General features: G+C 30.3%; 16 protein-coding genes. 2 read left to right on the plus strand and 14 right to left on the minus strand.

Annotation, left to right across the window (positions count from 1 at the left end):
* Window positions 1-73: 73 nt before the first annotated feature.
* From LQK79_RS00655 to mraZ, 12 genes are all read right to left on the minus strand, one after another.
* On the minus strand, window positions 74-805 hold the full coding sequence (locus tag LQK79_RS00655) for a DUF881 domain-containing protein (RefSeq protein ID WP_231015060.1): 732 nt from the start codon (window positions 803-805) through the stop codon (window positions 74-76).
* A gap of 12 nt (window positions 806-817) precedes the next feature.
* Window positions 818-1,156: a small basic family protein gene (locus LQK79_RS00660; RefSeq protein ID WP_231015061.1), complete on the minus strand. Its 339-nt coding sequence runs from the start codon at window positions 1,154-1,156 to the stop codon at window positions 818-820.
* A 17-nt stretch (window positions 1,157-1,173) separates the two neighbouring features.
* The gene (locus LQK79_RS00665) at window positions 1,174-1,914 is read right to left on the minus strand and encodes a DUF881 domain-containing protein (protein ID WP_231015062.1); all 741 of its coding nucleotides are present in this window, start codon (window positions 1,912-1,914) and stop codon (window positions 1,174-1,176) included.
* Between the two features lie 11 nt (window positions 1,915-1,925).
* A complete protein-coding gene (locus tag LQK79_RS00670) occupies window positions 1,926-2,681 on the minus strand; it encodes a cell division protein FtsQ/DivIB (RefSeq protein ID WP_231015063.1) in 756 nt (251 codons plus the stop codon).
* 182 nt (window positions 2,682-2,863) lie between these two features.
* Window positions 2,864-3,976, minus strand: a complete 1,113-nt coding sequence (gene ftsW, locus LQK79_RS00675; protein ID WP_231015064.1) for a putative lipid II flippase FtsW — start codon at window positions 3,974-3,976, stop codon at window positions 2,864-2,866.
* Between the two features lie 56 nt (window positions 3,977-4,032).
* Window positions 4,033-4,986: a phospho-N-acetylmuramoyl-pentapeptide-transferase gene (gene mraY / locus LQK79_RS00680; protein ID WP_231015065.1), complete on the minus strand. Its 954-nt coding sequence runs from the start codon at window positions 4,984-4,986 to the stop codon at window positions 4,033-4,035.
* Window position 4,987: 1 nt separating this feature from the next.
* A complete protein-coding gene (locus LQK79_RS00685) occupies window positions 4,988-6,364 on the minus strand; it encodes a UDP-N-acetylmuramoyl-tripeptide--D-alanyl-D-alanine ligase (protein ID WP_231015066.1) in 1,377 nt (458 codons plus the stop codon).
* Window positions 6,365-7,813 carry a UDP-N-acetylmuramoyl-L-alanyl-D-glutamate--2,6-diaminopimelate ligase gene (locus LQK79_RS00690; RefSeq protein WP_231015067.1) on the minus strand — a complete coding sequence of 483 codons (1,449 nt, stop codon included), beginning with the start codon at window positions 7,811-7,813 and terminating at the stop codon, window positions 6,365-6,367.
* 230 nt (window positions 7,814-8,043) lie between these two features.
* Window positions 8,044-10,239, minus strand: coding sequence for a stage V sporulation protein D (locus tag LQK79_RS00695; RefSeq protein ID WP_231015068.1), 2,196 nt, complete (start codon window positions 10,237-10,239; stop codon window positions 8,044-8,046).
* Window positions 10,240-10,244: 5 nt separating this feature from the next.
* The gene (locus tag LQK79_RS21015; RefSeq protein WP_231015069.1) at window positions 10,245-10,754 is read right to left on the minus strand and encodes a septum formation initiator family protein; all 510 of its coding nucleotides are present in this window, start codon (window positions 10,752-10,754) and stop codon (window positions 10,245-10,247) included.
* 34 nt (window positions 10,755-10,788) lie between these two features.
* Window positions 10,789-11,721 carry a 16S rRNA (cytosine(1402)-N(4))-methyltransferase RsmH gene (rsmH, locus tag LQK79_RS00705; protein ID WP_231015070.1) on the minus strand — a complete coding sequence of 311 codons (933 nt, stop codon included), beginning with the start codon at window positions 11,719-11,721 and terminating at the stop codon, window positions 10,789-10,791.
* 14 nt (window positions 11,722-11,735) lie between these two features.
* A complete protein-coding gene (gene mraZ, locus LQK79_RS00710) occupies window positions 11,736-12,164 on the minus strand; it encodes a division/cell wall cluster transcriptional repressor MraZ (RefSeq protein ID WP_231015071.1) in 429 nt (142 codons plus the stop codon).
* Window positions 12,165-12,402: 238 nt separating this feature from the next.
* Here mraZ and ychF point away from each other — a divergent pair, with 238 nt between their 5' ends.
* Window positions 12,403-13,500: a redox-regulated ATPase YchF gene (gene ychF / locus LQK79_RS00715; RefSeq protein WP_231015072.1), complete on the plus strand. Its 1,098-nt coding sequence runs from the start codon at window positions 12,403-12,405 to the stop codon at window positions 13,498-13,500.
* Window positions 13,501-13,880: 380 nt separating this feature from the next.
* Here ychF and LQK79_RS00720 read toward each other — a convergent pair whose 3' ends face one another.
* Window positions 13,881-16,175 carry an AAA family ATPase gene (locus LQK79_RS00720; protein ID WP_231015073.1) on the minus strand — a complete coding sequence of 765 codons (2,295 nt, stop codon included), beginning with the start codon at window positions 16,173-16,175 and terminating at the stop codon, window positions 13,881-13,883.
* 235 nt (window positions 16,176-16,410) lie between these two features.
* Between LQK79_RS00720 and LQK79_RS00725 the strand changes: the two genes are divergently transcribed.
* Window positions 16,411-16,830, plus strand: a complete 420-nt coding sequence (locus tag LQK79_RS00725; RefSeq protein ID WP_231015074.1) for a hypothetical protein — start codon at window positions 16,411-16,413, stop codon at window positions 16,828-16,830.
* Window positions 16,831-16,863: 33 nt separating this feature from the next.
* Here LQK79_RS00725 and LQK79_RS00730 read toward each other — a convergent pair whose 3' ends face one another.
* A complete protein-coding gene (locus LQK79_RS00730; protein WP_407928492.1) occupies window positions 16,864-19,401 on the minus strand; it encodes a calcium-translocating P-type ATPase, PMCA-type in 2,538 nt (845 codons plus the stop codon).
* Window positions 19,402-19,615: the final 214 nt, after the last annotated feature.

Below are 19,615 nucleotides of genomic sequence, written 5' to 3' on the forward strand. Positions count from 1 at the left end.
ATTAATATTTTTTTTAATCATTTTAAATTAAGAAAAAATTTAATTACTAAATTATAACTTTTTATAAAAATAGTCATTTTGCGCTCATATTTTTATATTTAATATTATTGTTGCTTGAGAACATTTTCACATCTGAATTAGTGCTCAATTTAAATTTTATATTTCCATTACTTCTCATTTCTAAAAACTTAAGATAACTGCCATCAGCAAGCATATAACTTTTTAATTTATCTTCGTCTCCAATAGCTTTTATGTTAAACGGAGCTCCAGTTTTAATCCCGTTTATTAATATAAACTCTGCATTGCAATATATTTCACTATTACTTAAAACTCTTTGACCATTTACAGAAATAGCTTCTGCTCCAGCAGATTTTAAAGCATTCAGTACATATCTAATATCATAATCGTGAAGCATTTCTCCAACATTATTAGAACTTTTTACAGTTCCTGTAAACTCTCCTCCACTATCATTTAAAATTATTTCAACGCCTTCTCCTTCTATATCAACTTTTCCAAGTGCCATTCTATAAAGTTTTAGTTCATCCTGCATCTGTGTATTAGTCTCTGAAATATCATTTGTAGTTTTACTAAAATCAATAATTTTTTGTTTCGAATCAAAATATTGTTCTCTCAAATCATTTATATCACTTATAAGCTTACTTCTTTCCCTATAGACGTCCTGATACTGTTTTGAATTAAGATACACTGTTTTTTTAGTATTTCCAAAAGTAATGCTAGATGAAATAAGTATACCTATAAAAATTGAAGCAATAAAAATAAATATAGAGGCTTCATTGTTTTTCATTGGATCACCTCATTAGTGAATCTTAGCTTTTTCAAGTAGAATTCTTCTTATCGAAGCAAAGTTGTTGAATATCCTTGTTCCAAAAACAATGACAGCAGCAAGATATATTGGAAGGCTGAGCTTATCACCAAGATAAACAAGTGCTACAGCAAGAACTGCATTTCCAAAGAAACCTGATATAAAAACATCTGCTTTAAATTGCTTTTCAAGTCCAGCTCTTATTGCTCCAAAAACAGAATCAAGGCATGCAAAAATAGCCACTGAAAGATACGGTGAAAATTTATCTGGAATAGGCACATTCCAAACTACTCCTATTATTATTCCAATAAGTAGCCCAAAAACAGCAATCATAATTAATCACTTCCTTATCATTTATTTGAAGGTTTAGCAAAGTCAAACTTTATAATCTTGCTTGATTTTTTAATCTTAATATTATCAACTTTGTTGTATTCAACTTTATAATTTTCAGGTATCATAGATAAAACACCAGGATAAGATAGAGCTGAATATAAAAGTTTGCTATTTCCAATAGCCTTTATTGTTATCTTTTCATAAGGGGATATTCTATCATCTCCAATAAATATATCTGAGCCACCACTTGAACTTTTTATTCCTGTTAGCGCCGTTATTCTATTGTCATTTATAGAAATGGCTTCTGCTTGTGAAAAATTAAGTTCATTAATAAGATCTACAATATCTTCCCCCTTTATAGGATCTCCTTTATCAGAAGTATTGTCCGAAGTTGAATTATTGGAATGGGATATGTTTTGTGGGGTTATAACTATCTCTACTCCTGGTCCGGATACATCTACAACTCCGAGTACCATTTTATCCTTATTTAATTCATCAAGTATTTGCTTGTTTGTACTACTGCTATCCGCTGCTGCACTTTGATATCCTTTAACCTGTTTTTGAAGGTCATCAACCTTTTTTTGCAGTTCACCTTTTTCTTTTGACAATTTATCAACTTCCCCAGAAATTTCGGTGCTACTTCTACTCGCATTTTCACTGTTCTCTTGAATACTTACAATTTTAAGCTGATGTGCTATCATAAATCCAAGAATACAGCACACAGCAGCAACAGCTATCTGAGAACCTAGCTTTTTCATCTCTTCACCACCTAATTTTGAATACAATATACAGGATTTCCATTAAAGCTTACATCTACATACCCTTTTTTATCTTTAAGATTTTGCTGAAGCACTATATTAATTGCTTTATTCAATTTTTCACTTAATTCCTCTGGCGAACCTAAAATTATACACATATTATTAATATAAGCCTTTAAATTCACTCCATCTGATACATCAACAGTTGTTAAATTTAAACCACTACTTTGAAGAACAGCATCCGTAAGCATCGATATACTTTTTAGCTTTCTTTCATCATCACATTTTATTATCTTACCAATCTCAGAACTACTAGTATTAAAACCATCTAATCGTATAAGCTTCATTCCATCAAGATTGTCCCTTTTTTCTAGTATAATACCATTTTTATCTATAATAATGTATTTATTTTGATTTTGCGCATAAAAAACTGCTTTTCTTTCTTTAACCGTTATGCTAATAGTATCTGGAAATTCTTTATGTATATTCACATCCATTATATATGGATTTTGTTTTATATTGCCTTTATATGACTTAAGAGAAACAGTAAATATATTTACCCCTTTTATAATACCTGATTGTTTTATTATCTCATTAGAGCTTATAATATAATTATTATTTACCACTACATTTTTTATATTAAAATACGATAATTTAAGGCATAATGTTACAAGCACACAAATTAATATAATACTAAATAAAATTAATTTTTTTCTTCTTATCTTTTTTCTTCTTTTTTCTATAAGCTCATTTTTTTCGTTTACCATAGATTCACCCTATTTTCTAAAATATTATTATGTGAATTTCCTTATTAAGCAATAGTAGAATATAAAATCACTAAATTATGTGATTCCACATTCTACTTTTATTTTTACTGTTTTTTATATTATATCAGTTTTCAACTCAAAAATTTATGAATATTTATTTACAAATTTTCCTTTTTTATAATTCACGAAGTTTGGGATGATATGTTTAAAAGTATGCCAATAGCAATTAAATTAAATAGCAATGAAGAACCTCCATAACTTATAAATGGAAGTGGTACACCAGTTACTGGCATTGAATTAGTAACAACAGCTACATTAATAATTGCTTGAACAGCAATTACAGAGGTTATACCAACTGCAAGAAGGGTCCCATACATATCCTTTGAACGCATAGCTGTTCGTATTCCCCTTTGGATTAATATTAAAAACAACATTATTATAAAAGCACATCCTATTAATCCAAGTTCTTCTCCAATTATAGAAAATATAAAATCATTATAAGGTTCAGGTATATAATAACACTTTTGTCTCGATTGTCCAAGTCCCAATCCTTTAAGACCACCAGAACCTAATGCTAGTAATGATTGGCAAGTTTGATATCCATAACTTTGAGAATATTTCCATGGATTTTGAAAAGCCAAGAATCTAGTATGCCTATATCCAACTGACATAGTAAAAAATACTCCAAGTGGAACCACCCCACAAGCAAGTACAAATGCAATATGTTTTATTTTTGCTCCTCCAACAAACATTATTATTATACTTACAACCATTATTACAGTTGCAATACTTAGGTTTTTTTCAATATATACAAGTCCTGCAAAGAAAGCTGCCATAACAAGATAAACTATGAAATTAGGAAAAAACCTCTTTATTCTATTCCCATTTTTTTCGATTGCCTTTGCTAAAACAATTACCACTGCATATTTTGCTATTTCTGACGGCTGCAAATTGAATCCAGGTATTGGTATCCATCTTTTGGCACCATTTATCGCTGGAAACATAAGAACCACTAAAAGCAAAATTACAGTTACAATAATAATAATACCAGTGAATTTTTTCATTTTATGATAATCAATTTTCTCTACTACAAAAAGAGCTATTAATCCTATTATTGCTGCAAACCCTTGCTTCTTTAAAAAAAACATATCGTCATACTTAAAGTCAGAGCTGTTAAGTGCACTGTAAGAGCTTGCACTATACACCATTACTACACCAATTGCAACAAGAAGTAAAACTGTTGCAAGAAGTATAAAATCCACCTCAACCTTTTGAAAAAGTTTTGGTTTTGCCATACCCAATCCTCCCATAAAATTATTTAACCTAATCCATCACATTAACTTTAGTTTTTCTAAAATAAAGCTAAAAATGAAATAAGACAAAGTACAACAGTTACAATACAAAATACTGATACAACTTTAGTTTCATGCCAGCCAAGTTTTTCAAAGTGATGATGAATAGGGGCCATTTTAAAGAACCTTTTTCCTGTATGCTTAAAGTATGTAACCTGTATTACTACTGAAGCCGCTTCTATAACATATATTCCACCTACAATTATAACCAAAATAGGTAATTTCAATACAAGTGCTACTGCAGCTACTGCTCCACCAAGTCCAAGTGATCCTGTATCTCCCATAAAAATTTGTGCTGGATAGGAATTATATTTAAGAAACCCCAAAAGTGTTCCTATAATAATTCCACAAAATACAGAAAGAGAATATTCATGCCATGAAAAGCATATTACACCAAAGAAAGTCATAACAAGAAGCGTTACTGATGAAGCAAGTCCATCAAGCCCATCGGTTAAATTAACAGCATTTGTAACTGCTACCATATAAAAAATCACTAACAAAATATATATAATTGGATTAAGTGTCATACTTATTTTAAGAAAAGGAATATAAATATCTGTTCCAAAATGAAAATATGAATAATAAGCAACACCACATGATGCTATAAGTTCGAGCAAAGATTTTTGCTTTACAGTCAATCCTTCATTTTGTTTATGAACAATTTTAAGCATATCGTCTAAAAAACCTATAAGTGAAAATGCTAAGAAACATAAAAATACAAAAATCACATTGCTATTTATATTTTTATTCATAATAAGCATTGAAACTACTGCTGTTGTTATAAATATTATTCCTCCCATGGTAGGTGTACCTGCTTTTTTCCTATGACTAGCTGGTCCCTCTTCTCTTATGTTCTGTCCAAACTTTAATTTATGTAAAATAGGTATAAGCAAAGGTCCTTGAAGAATGGACAACAAAAATGCAATTAATACTGAATAAATTATTACTCCCATGTTATATCTCCTTAAGTCTTTTTACTATATTTTCAAACTTCATGAGTCTAGATGCTTTTACAAGTACCACATCACCTTTATTAATTATACTTTCTATATATTTAGTAGCCTCTTCGGTATTTAAGAACTCTTTATGCTTATTTATGTTGTTAAATCCAACGCCATAAGCTTTATTAAATTCTCCAACAGTTATAAGTAAGTCTATTCCATTTAAAGCAGCATATTCTCCAACATCTTTATGCCCATTAAAGGCTTCTTCCCCTAGTTCTCTCATAGTTCCAAATACAGCTATTTTTCTTTCACCAGGTATATTTTTAACAACTTCGATTGCAGCTTTCATAGAATCTGGACTTGCATTATATGAATCGTCGACTATTGTAAATTTTTCTCTTTTAACAATATCAAGTCTCATAGATGTCATTTCAATATTTTCTAATCCACTGTTTATTTTGTTATAATCAATTCCAAGTTTTCTTCCACATGCAATTGCAAGCAAGCTGTTTTCAATATTATGCTTACCTGGTACTGTTATATTAAATTTAGTTTTTTCAACTTTACCATGTGAACTTATTTTAAAACTAGAACTACTTTCATTTAACTCCAAATTAATAGCATTAAAATCTCCATTTCCACTTGCAGATGTCTTTATAATTTTATATTTTGAAGAAGAAATGGAACTTAAAAGGTCATTATCTCCATTTACTATTAAAATATTATTTTCATTAAAAAAATCTGTTATTTCAAGTTTAGCCTTCAATATATTCTCACGAGTTTTTAAATTTTCTATATGAGATATTCCTATATTTGTTATAATAGCTATATCTGGTCTTGCAGCCTTAGCCATTCTATGTATTTCATTTAAATTGCTCATTCCCATTTCAAGTACAGCCACATCATATGTATTATCAAGCTGAAAAATCATAAGCGGAAGCCCTATCTCATTATTAAAATTACCAGAGGTTTTAAAAACTTTAAATTCACTTTGAAGAACAGAACAAGTTATATCTTTCGTTGAAGTTTTTCCAGTTGAGCCTGTAATTCCAACTACTTTTATATTCTTTAGAGTTTTTCTGTAATACTCAGCCAAATCTAAAAGTGCCTGTTTAGTATCCCTTACAACTATTACTGAAGAATCTCCATACTGTTTTGCGTTCTTTTCTAAAACTTCATCCACTATGCATAAACTAGCTCCATTTTCTATAGCCTTACAAATAAACTCATTTCCATTAAAATTTTCGCCTTTTAATGCTATAAAAATTGAACCTTCCTCTATCTTTCTTGTATCTGTGCTTACTTTATTAAATAAGGATTTTTTTCCGCGAACTAAAGTTTTACCATTTACAGCATTTAAAATTTGATCAAAAGTTAAACATTCCAATTAAAACAGCTCCTTTACTAGCTTTCCAACAATTTCTCTTTCATCAAAATGAATGGTCTTATCTTTTAATATTTGATAGTCTTCATGTCCTTTTCCTGCAATAACTATAACATCATCTTTTTCTGCCATTTTTAACGCTTCTCTTATTGCTTCCATTCTATTTTCAACCGCTATGTAATTATTTTTATCTATTCCTTTTAATATATCCTTTATAATATCAGAAGGATTCTCACTTCTTGGATTATCTGAAGTGACTATGGCAATATCACTCATCTCGGAGCCAATTTTACCCATTATAGGTCTCTTTGTTTTATCTCTATCTCCACCACAACCAAATACAGAAATAAGTTTCCCCTTAGTAAATTCTCTTGCAGTTGAAAGTATGTTTTGGAGTCCATCGGGAGTATGCGCATAATCAACAATAATATCAAAGCCAACATTATAGCCTTTTGAAACTATCTCACATCTTCCAGGAACAGCAGATAATCTTTCCAGTCCAGCCTTTACCTTTTCCAAAGAAATACCTTCTGCAAGACAAGCCGCTGCACTTCCAAGTGCATTATATACATTGTATTTACCAGGTATATTTATAAATGTTTTTATTCTATTTCCATTATAGTTTAATTCAAATTCTGTTCCTTTAGAACTCATTTTTATATTTTCTGCTTTTATATTTGAAGCATTATCTATTCCATATGTAATTTTGGAGTTTTTAACATCATCAAAAACCCTTTTACCATATTTATCATCAATATTTATTATAGAATTTTTACTATTTTGAAAAAGTATCATTTTAGCTTTATAGTAATTTTTAAAGGTTTTATGAAAATCAAGATGATCCCTTGTTAAATTAGTGAATATGCCTTGATTAAATTGAATACCATATACCCTATTTAAATATAAAGAATGAGATGAAACTTCCATAACACAATATTCTATTCCTTCTGACACCATATCCGAAAACAACTTTTGAAGTTCAGTTGATTCTGGTGTAGTTCTATGAGTTTCTATTTTTTTATTTCCAACATAATTTGCAATTGTTCCTATAAGTCCAACTTTATACCCTGCACTTTCAAGCATGGACTTCATCATATATGTAGATGTAGTTTTTCCATTAGTTCCGGTGATGCCTATAATTTTAAGTTTTTTTGCTGGATTTCCATAAAAATTTGCACTTAAAATAGACATAGCCTTTCTTCCATCCTCTACCTTGATAACTGTACACTTAGGAATAGATTTTAAACTCTTTGTGCATATAACAGCTGAAGCACCATTTTCTACAGCTTTCCCAATAAAATTATGCCCGTCGCTTTGATAACCTTCAATGCAGAAAAATAATCCATTCTTTTCAATTTTTCTTGAATCGTAGTGAATATTTGTTATGTCGTCCTCAATGCTGCCATTTATAACCTCATAGCTAACACCAGCTAATATTTCTTTAAGTTTCATAATACCACCCCTTTTAAATTCAGAGGACAGAGTACAAAGTACAGAGCACAGTTAACGTTAATTTGTCTTCCTACCGTCAGATAAATCTAAAATTATATAAATTCAAATGATGTTCATCTATGCTGAACGAAAACATTACCTTATTTTATTAAATTTTAAGATTTTCTGTAATAAAGCGGAAGAAAATCATCCATAACTGCCCTCTGTACTCTGTCAACTGTACTCTGTTATTAGTCTCCTGTCTCTTCAAGTGTAATATTTACAGTGCTATCTTTATGAACATGGGTATTAGGCTTAATATCCTGCTCATCAACCATACCTGCTCCTGTAAACTTAACTTTAAGACCAAGACTATTTAATAGCTTTTCAGCATTTTCTTTGCTATAACCTGTAAGATCAGGAACTATAACTTCACCATTACTATTATAGTTTGCACTATCCCCTGTGTAAAGTATAATTTTAGTACCTTCCTTGACAGTCATACCTGGAAGAGGAGACATGTTTGAAACATACGTTCCGCTGCCTTCTATAGTGCAATCAATATTCAAACTTTTAAGTGTTTTTATTGCATCTTCTTTTTTTATACCTCTTATATTAGGTAATACAACATCTTTAAGCAGGCTCTTTGCAGTTTCATCGCTAGAAGCATCTCGTTTTATGTTTAAATAATTAAATATATCGTTAAAAACTTTTTGACCTACAGGTGCTGAAATTTGTCCTGCATAATAATTTGAAGGATCTGGTTCATCTATGGATACAAAAACTGTAACCTGAGGATCATTGGCTGGTGCCATTCCAACAAAAGAAGCAATGTATTTTCCACCTTCATATCCACCACCATTTGGGTTAGGTTTTTGTGCTGTACCAGTTTTCCCTCCTATGTGGTAACCTGCTATATATGCTTTTTTACCTCCACCTTCAGATACAACCTTTTCTAGGTAACCTCTTAATTTACTAGCAATACTGCTGTCTATTACTTTCGTTTTATTATAGTTGCCATAAGCTTTATCCAAAACTTCTTTATTAGAAGAGTCTTCATGGTCTATTTCTTTCATGACATGTGGTGTTATAAGATATCCACCATTTGCCACAGCATTAAATGCTTGCATATACTGCATTATAGATACTGTATCTGTTTGTCCAAATGCAATTGTAGCTGCTTCAACAGGTCCTATCTTAGCAGTAGGTTTTATTATACCTTTTGCTTCACCTGGCAAGTCAACTCCAGTTTTTTTGCCAAAACCAAGTTTGCTTATATATTTATTTAATAATGTCCCTCCAAGTCTTTCTCCAACTGTAGCAAAACCAACATTGCATGAATTTTTCAGTATATCTATAAAACTTTCCTTACCATGTCCTGTACGCTTCCAGCAGTGAATAGTTCTATTTGCAACTACAATACTTCCTCCACAGTTAAATTCATCATTTTCATGTACTACTCCTTCAGACATAGCAGCAACAGAAGTTATTACTTTAAAGATAGAGCCTGGTTCAAAGGTATCACTTATTGCTCTATTTCTCCACTGCTTTTGAAGTTCATTGCTAGTTTTAGTCTTATCCCAAGGTTCATTTAAATTATAGTCAGGCTTATTTGCAAGAGCTAATATTTCACCATTTTTAGGGTTCATTATGACAATAGTAACTGCCTTAGCTTTATTATCATTTAATGCTTCCTGAGCAGACTTTTCTGCAAAATACTGCATGTTTTTATCTATAGTTAAAATCACATCTTTTCCATCTACAGGTTTAGTATATTCAGAAATAGTATATGGTAGGTTTTTACTGTTTCTATCTAATTCAGCAATTCTCATTCCTGAAATTCCTTTTAAGTACTTATCATATTCAAGTTCTACTCCAGTAAGTCCGTTACCATCTGAATTCGTATGTCCAATTATCTGAGATAAAAAATTGCCATTTGGATAATAGCGTTTTGTATCAGGTGAAACAATAACTCCATCAATTTTTAATGCAGCTACCTTATCTGCTTTTGATTTTTCAACACGTCTGGCTAAAATTGCAGAGCCCATTGACCTACCATCTTTAAATTTTTTATTGAGTTCTTTATCAACCTTTTTCTTTTCCATGCCTAAATCTTTTGATAGTTCCTCTGAAAGTTCATTAAGAGTAATAGTCTTTTTCTTTGCAATGTAGTTTTTTATAGTATTTAAATCCAAATCAATTCTATATACATTTCCACTTACTGCAAGTTCATTTCCAAATCTATCAAGTATCTTTCCTCTTTTAGCAGCAATTTTAACCTCGCTTGTCCATTGTTCTATAGCCATAGCTTTGTATTTAGGTGACATCATAACCATAACTTTAAACAGACTATAACATAAAAAGCAGACAAGTACTATCAATATTATAAATACTGCAAGTAATCTGCTTTTTATATTAGCCCTATCAAATAAAACTTTTTTTGCCAAATAGTTTACCTCCAAAAAAATAGCTTGCTTTCAATTACCTCCACAATACTTTTTCCTTGGTTGCTTTCGCCGTCATTTTTCTCTACTTTCACACTACTTTTATTTAAATTTACAAAAACAGCCTTAGTATTATCTGGCTGAATCATATGTAATTTTTCTGTAGCCTTACTTTGTATTTCATCAATATTACTATACGTCATAAGTTTCCTATTTAAATCATCATTTTGGTTTTTTAAAACATTTGACTTATCTTGTACATTTGCCAATTCCCTTTGTAATGTATAGATTGTTGAATACCTGTATATAATAGTAAACCCTAATATAAAAGTGATAAAAATAGATGCAATAATTCTAGCTTGCCTTTTTAATCTTATCTGTTTTTTTCTTCTAAGTACATTTTTTCGAGACTCTTTTATTTTTTTGTATTTGTCATCTTCAGTATTTCCTATTTCTTTTTTTTGTGGACTTAATGCTGTACTTCCTTCAACAGAAAATTTTTTATTTGTTATTATCACTTTATTCACCTCTCATAAATATTATAACTACTCTTTATATTTTTTCTGCCACCCTTAACTTCGCGCTTCTGCTTCTTGGATTAATACTAATTTCATATTCAGAAGGCTCAACTGGCTTTCTGGTTATGATTTCAATTTTAGGTATCCTACCACATACACACATTGGAATATCTGGAGGACATATGCATGGATTCTTAAGTTCTTTAAATTTATTTTTCACAATTCTATCCTCTAAGGAATGAAAAGTAATTATACACATCCTTCCACTATCTGCTAACTTATCAACACCATCCTCAATAGTACTATTTAATATTTCAAGTTCACCATTTACTTCAATTCTTATTGCTTGAAAAGTTCTTTTAGCTGGATGTGGTCCTTGTCTTCTAAACTTAGCTGGAATGGCACTTTTTATTATTTCAACAAGCTCAAGGGTAGAATTTATATCTCCTTCGTTTCTTTTGTTTACAATAAACTGAGCAATTCTCTTTGCAAATTTTTCTTCTCCATAATTTCTTATTACTTCATATAATTTATTTTCGTCGTAACCATTTACAACATCAAAAGCAGAAAAATTACTGTCTTTATTCATTCTCATATCAAGAGGTGCATCATGCATGTAGCTGAATCCTCTTTCCGGTTTATCCAGCTGGTACGAGGATACTCCTAAATCCATTAAGATTCCATCTACTTTTTCTATATCGAGTTTATCCAATATATTTTTTATATTATGGAAGTTATCATGTACGTAAGTTACATTTTTATATTCTTTAAGTTTTTCCTTTGCTGCATTTATTGCATCTGTATCTTGATCTATTCCTATAAGCCTTCCTTTTTCCGATAATCTTTTTAATATTTCACTGGAATGACCCGCACCTCCCAACGTACAATCTACATATATTCCATCTTTTTTTATATTGAGCTTTTCAATTGTTTCATTTAAAAGCACTGAAACGTGTTTAAATTCCATCTTTATTCTCCTTTTTATATCCCAAGTTCACTCATTTTTTCAGCTATTTCTTCCATATCAATATCGGATTCATTATATTCATCCCATTTTTCTTTACTCCATATTTCAATTCTTGTAGATACTCCTATACTTACAATTTCTTTACCTATACAGGCATATTTTATAAGACTTTGAGGGATTAAAGCTCTCCCCTGCTTATCAATATTAATTTCATTGGCCCCTGAAAAGAAAAATCTTACAAACGCCCTAGCATTACGATTTGTTAGTGGTAATTTTTTTAACTTTTCCTCGAGTGATCTCCATTCTACTATAGTATAAGCATAAAGACATCCATCTAAACCTTTTGTAATAACAAAACTTTCTCCAAGCTCGTCACGAAACTTAGCGGGGATTATTATTCTATTTTTACTATCTAATGCATGCTCATATTCACCTATAAACATATTTTCACCCCAATTATGTAAATGCTCACCACTTTCAACCACTTTTAACCACTATATATATATTCTATAATAATATAAAATCCCCTCCTTTTAAAGTGAAAACTTTAAAAATTTTAAACTTTTTTTTGCAAACTTTTTTATAATTTAACAAACACGTTTTTTCCCATTCTTGAATTAATATATATTGTAGAGTATAATTTATAAAGATTAATAAGTTTAGAAGGGATGTTACATATAAATGAGATTAGGAATTGTTGGACTGCCTAATGTTGGCAAAAGTACTTTATTTAACGCTATAACAAAAGCTGGTGCAGAATCTGCAAATTATCCGTTCTGTACTATAGAACCTAATGTTGGAGTTGTAGCTGTTCCTGATAACAGACTTGATGTGCTTGAAAAAATGTATAATTCGAAGAAAAAAGTATACACAAGTATAGAATTTTACGATATAGCTGGTCTTGTAAAAGGTGCAAGTAAAGGAGAAGGTCTTGGAAATAAGTTTCTTGCACACATAAGAGAATCTGCTGCCATTGTCCATGTAGTAAGATGTTTTAAAGACGACAATATAGTACATGTCGACGGAAGTATTGATCCTATTCGTGATATTGAAACTATTAGCTTAGAACTCATTCTATCAGATCTAGAAATAATTGATAGAAGAATAGAAAAGACTATCAAGACTGCTCGTTCAGGTGATAAAAAATCTAAACAGGAGATGACAACACTTGATAAAATAAAAGCTCAACTTGAAGCTGGAAAACCTGTAAGAACTTTAGAATTTTCAGAAGACGAAGAAGAATTTGTGAAAACTTTGTTTCTTCTTACATCTAAACCTATTTTATATGCGGCAAATGTTTCTGAAGATGATGTACTCTCAGGTAATCTTGAAAACGACTTAGTAAAACTAGTTGAGGATTATGCTGCAAAAGAAAATTCTGAAGTTATTCCTATTTGTGCAAGCCTTGAAGAACAACTTTCTTCTCTTAACGAAGATGAAGAAAAAGAAATGTTAGAAGAATATGGTCTTGAATCCTCTGGACTTGACAGACTTATTAAAAAGAGCTATAAGCTCCTTGGTCTTATGAGCTTTTTAACTGCTGGTCCAGATGAAGTAAGAGCTTGGACAATAGCAACTGGTACTAAGGCTCCAAAAGCTGCTGGAAAAATACATACAGATATTGAAAGAGGTTTTATAAGGGCAGAGGTTATCTCCTATGATGATCTTATTGCCTGTGGTTCTGAAACTGCTGCAAAAGAAAAAGGATTATATAGACTTGAAGGTAAAGATTATATAATGCAAGAAGGCGACGTTGTATTCTTTAGATTCAATGTTTAAAAATATTACGAAGTAACTCTAGTTAAGGGTTTCAACTCGCTTTACTCGTTAAAAAACTAACTTTTTCACTTATGTGAAAAGTGAAGGGTTTGACGATGTTTTGCACGTCAAAGGTGAACTTTTCGGCTAAAGTCAAAAGTTAAGGTAATTTTTCTTCCGCTTTGCTGCGGAAAAATTATTAATTTAAATTAAAGATTTTCCATAGAAAAACGGAGGAAAATCATCATTAACTTTTTACTAAAGGTAAAAAAGTTCACCTTTTAACGAGCAGTGCAAGTTAAAACCCTTCACCTTTAGCTTTTTCGCCTTCTTTTCAGGCGAAAAAAATTCACTATTACTTCTCAGTATTTTTAAACTACAGGTAAAACTCCAAATAATAATCAGTGCTTTTCTCTTTTAGTTACATACTTTTTAAGCTCACTTTTAGCTGCTCTTATCATATCTTCCCATTCCACATCCATAAGTACATTAACTGCATCGCTAATACTATCCATAGAATAAACTGAAAACTTGTTATTTAATATAGCTCCTTCAACCTCATCGTTTAATACGATATTATCTATATTAGCTTCCGGTATTAAAACTCCATGTTCCACATTGTCATCATATATGCTGCATACCTTATAAAAGCCCTCAATTTTGTAATTAACCCCTCCTATAGGCTGAGCTTCACCAAATTGATTAATTGATCCTGTCACTGCTATATTTTGTTTTATAGGTATTTTAGAAAGTGCTGAAAGCATGCATACCGTTTCTGCCACAGATGCACTATCGCCATCAAGTTTTCCATAAAGCTGCTCAAAAGATAAATGAAAGTCAATTGGAATTTTACTATAAATACCAAATGTTTTATTTATAAAACCTTTCAGTATACTTATAGATTTACAGTGAATGTTGCCACTCAAATTGTTTTCCTTATTAACATCAATTATATTTCCATCACCTTTATAACAATTACAGGTTATTTTCATTGGTTTTCCAAAGGTTGAATATCCTAAGTCAATTACAGATAGTCCATTAATTTGACCAATTTTTTTACCACTAACCTCTATAAGCATTTTCTTATCTTTGTAGCTCTCCATTATTCTTTTTTCAATTAAATCTTCGCTATAAATAACTTTTCTAACATTATCTTCAGTTATTTCTTCTCCTCTCTCCTCACAAGCCTCTAAGTTCGAGAGAGTAAGTATGTTAAATATATCATCAGTATCAATATAGTACTTTCTATTACTTTCAGCCATTCTAGACATATATTTTTTTATTTCTTTATAAGCTGGCACTGAAAGTTCTTTTAATTTATTACCTTCACAAAAACTATTTAAAGTTTTAATTACAGTATTTTGAATTTCACTTTCTATTGGAAAAATCGGATTATATTCTGCTTTTATTTTAAATATGTCCTTAAAATCTCTGTCATAATTATACATCAAGCTGTAAGAATCATAATCGCCTATCAAAATAACCTTAAGATTAACACCAATTGGCTCGGGAACTATTCCATTTAGACTTACCGCTTCAGCATATCCACGATTATAATTAAGCTTAACCTTTCCATTCAAAAGTATCTTTTTTAAATAATAGTAAGATGCATTATATGAAAGTAAATTATTCACACGTATTATGAGGCATCCACCATTAGCTTTCAAAATAGCCCCTGCCTTTATAAGACTTATATCTGTTACATAAGTTCCGTTGTGATTCTCATATTTAATACTTCCAATAAGATTTTCTAGATTTGGGTCATCTTCATAAATTATTGGAGGAGTTTCATTTTTATTATTGTCAACAATGACATTTATATAGTATTTTGATATTGCATTTAATATTTTAGCCTCATCATTCTCATAATTCATGCTATAATTTTCAACTAATTCCTTCTCTATTTTCTCACATATTTTATTCAATTTATCTATTATCTCTTTAGATTCTTTAAATTCAGGAAAAAACTTGATCTTAGTACCTTCGGATTCATTTATGAGATAATTTTCGAAATATTTTTTAAGCTTACTTATTTCATCAGTTTCTATTTCCTTAAGTTTATCAAATGCAATATTGGTTTTTTTCTTAAGCTCTTTTATTTTATCAAGTATTATTTCCTTGTCATCAAGACTCAATGTATCATATTCTTTTTCAGTCATTCCAGCTCCATCCTTAAGCGGAATAAAATTAAATCCTCCCTCAGTAACTTTAAATTGAAAGCCTTGCTTTTCCGATTCACTTATTATTTCATTTAAAATGTAGTTTTTCTTTTTTTGAACATTTTCTATTATTTTATTATGTTCCATATCGTCTGAGTCATTATAAAACTTATAGGTTAACTTAATATATAATTTCTTTATCATATTTAAATATTCATAAAATTTATTACCATATCCATTTGGAACTATCATACCTTCAACGTTTTTTGAATTATCAAAGGTAATATAGCATATATCATACGGTTTATGTTTATCTATTAAGACCTCATTTACATAATTTATGATACCCTCAAGTTTATGTTCACTAAATTTATCTACAATATAAATATTGTATCCAATCTTATTTATATTAAGTCCCTTTTTTATATTGTTATAAAATTCATTATCCTTATTGGAACATTTCTCTTCATCATAAGGTGTATCTTCATTGTATTTAGCATTATAAATTATATCTTCAGGAACCAATTTTCTATACATATAATATACCTCCCCTACTTAACACATAAATTGTCTCTATATATTAATATTCTTAAAAGCTCATTTTAGGAACTTTTTTTATTTTTAATATTATCTATCGTTCACAAATGGATTTACCTATGCTATAATAAACAAGATAATATGTAAATTTTCCTATTATACTTAAGATTGTAGCAATTGAGCTTCTTCAAATATGAAATAATATTTAAATATTTATGTAAAAGGAGTTTTTAAAATGAGTTTTAAAGAAAAAATGCAAAAGTATTACGCAGATAGTTTTATGAAAAAAAATGGTGATAGATTAACTCAAGTACAGGGTAATATAATTTCTGTAAAGGTTGAACAAAAAGCTGTATTATGGATTTTTCATAAATTAACTGCAACTGTTTTAGTAAAACCTGATAGAAGTAGAAACATAGTAAGATGTATTTATAAAAGAAACAGATGGTTTAAAAAACCTGAGTTTATGACTTTAAACCAAGGTAATTTAGTTATAGTTCAAGGTCTAAAAAGTACTTCAGGTAAAAAGGGCGATAAAAAAGAATTTATACAGATAATGAACATACGAAACTTAAGCACCAAAAAAGACTTAGTACATATAGATGGAAATTCTGGTGAAGTTAAAACCATAAAGAAAGTAAGAAGAATGAAATAGAGCTCCATATAAGGGCTCTATTTTTTATAATATCTATTTTTTATTAAAATAAAGGTATACACTATTAACAAGTGAAATAAATCCAGAGAAAAATATAACAATTAACCATTCAAACATTCCTAATGGCTCCGTATGAAAAATGCCTTGAAAGAACGGAATATATATAACTGATACAAGCATAGCTATTGAAATTGCTACTGCACCCACTAAATATAAATTAGTAAAAAGCTTTATTTCAAAAATTGAATGGTTTTCCGATCTGCATTCAAAAACATGTATGAGCTGTGACATAATTAAAGTTCCAAGGGCAACAGTTCTGCTGCTCTTTAAATCAAGACCAAAATACATTGCAATTATAAAAGAAAAAACCGTGCATATACCAATAAGGCATCCTCTTACTATAATCTTTTCACTTAATCCTCTGGAAAAAATACCTTCTTTTTTATCTCTTGGACTTTGAAGCATTATATCTTTATCAGGAGGATCAACTCCTAATGCCATGGCTGGAAGTCCATCCGTAGCTAAGTTAACTAGTAAAATCTGTATAGGTAAAAGTGGCGTATCCAGGTAAAATAATGATGATAAAAACATAGTTAAAACTTCTCCTAAATTACACGAAAGAAGATATCTTATAAATTTTCTTATATTATTATATATAACTCTCCCCTCTTCAACAGCTGATATAATTGTAGCAAAATTATCATCAAGTAAAATCATAGCAGATGCCTCTTTAGTTACATCTGTTCCTGAAATACCCATAGAAACCCCAATATCAGCTTCTTTTACAGCTGGTGCATCGTTTACTCCATCTCCAGTCATTGCTACAATTTTGTCATTTCTTTTAAAAGCTCTAACTATTTTTAATTTATGTTCCGGGCTAACTCTTGCAAATATCTTTATTTTATTTACGGCTTTAGTCAAGTTCTCATCGCTTATTCTTTCAAGTTCGTCTCCACCCATAATTTCAGATATGTCTGAGCATATACCAAGTTCCTTTCCTATAGCAAAAGCTGTGTTTTTATGATCTCCTGTAATCATAACTGGAGTTATTCCGGCTTTTTTACATTCTATAACTGCATTTTTAACTTCCGGCCTTGGTGGATCTATCATCCCTGCAACTCCAATGAAAATCAAATTTTTTTCTCTTTGGTTTTCGCCTATGTCATGCTCTTTATAGGCCCCAGCAATGCACCTTAACGCTTTTCTTGACATACTTTCAACTTGTCTATTAACTCTTATCTTATAATCCGAAGTAAATAATTGAACCTTTCCATCAATATAAATATATTTGCATCTTTCTATGATTCTCTCAGGTGCACCCTTTACATAACAGCATACTCCATGAGAACTTCTACTTATGATGGACATCATTTTTCTCTTTGAATCAAATGGTATCTCTCCTAATCTTTTTTCCTTTGAAAGATAATCTTTAAGTTCTTTACCATTATCAAAAAAGGCTCTTATTAGTGCTGTCTCTGTTGGATCACCAAAAAGACATTCATCCATACTTTTTTTATTAAAATCGTAGTCGCAATCATTACAATATACAAAACTTCTTCTAAGTAATTCAAATTCACTTCCAGTATAAATGCTTCTCTCATATGTTCTATCATTAAGATATATTTCTTTGACTGTCATCTTATTTTGAGTTAAAGTCCCTGTTTTATCACTGCATATAACAGATGTACAACCAAGTGTTTCAACTGCTGGAAGCCTCCTAACTAATGCATTCCTTTTAAGCATTCTAGATACACCAAGTGCAAGCGCAACAGTAACTATTGCTGGTAAGCCTTCAGGTATAGCAGCTACAGCCAAGCTTACTCCTACTAAAAACATCTGATATTTGTCCTGCCCTCGCATTATTCCTAAAGCAGTGACAATTACACAAATAAGTATACATGCAACCACTAGTATTTTGCCGAGTGAGGCAAGCTTTTGCTTTAAAGGTGTTTTTTCATCATCAATATTTTCAAGCATATTTGCTATTTTTCCCATTTCAGTACTCATACCCGTTGATTCTACTCTTGCACGTGCCTTACCTGTAAGTACTATAGTTCCCATATAAATACTACTATACTTATCATTTTTATATACTCCAACGGATTCTCCTGTTAAAAGTGACTCGTCCACAACAAGATTTGATCCATCTGCTATTATGCAGTCCGCTGGTACTCTATCGCCACTTTCTATAAGCACAAGATCACCTGGCACAAGTTCTTCTGCAGGTATTATCTTTATTATTTTATCCCTTATTACTTTTGATGTAGGAGCTGCCATTTGTTTAAGTGCCTCTAATGATTTTTCTGTTTTAAACTCCTGTACAAAACCTAAAATAGCATTCATAAATACTATTATTAATATAGTTACAGTATCTCCTTTTTCACCCATAAGTCCCGATATTATAGTTGCGGCAATTAAAACCCATATAATAAAATCATTAAATTGAGACAAAAATATCTTAACAGGTGAAATTTTTTTTCTTTTTTGTATAGTATTTAAACCATACTTTTTTCTCCTTTTCTCAACTTCTTCTTCCCTAAGTCCACTAATTAATTCATTCTCATTTATCACCTTATCACCTTCCCACTTTATTCCGCCTAAGCTAAATTAATTAATTTTTTCACTCTATATCTATAATCTATGCTTGTACATATCCATTTTATGCAGAAATACCGCTTTTACCCTTTACATTTCCTCCTTAAGATTATAAAATAAATACATACTAAAGATAAACAACTTTTAATGCTGGCTGAACCTTTTAAAACAGTCTGCTTAAAAGTTTTGA

Source organism: Clostridium guangxiense, from assembly GCF_021043395.1.
GTDB lineage: Bacteria > Bacillota > Clostridia > Clostridiales > Clostridiaceae > Clostridium_S > Clostridium_S guangxiense.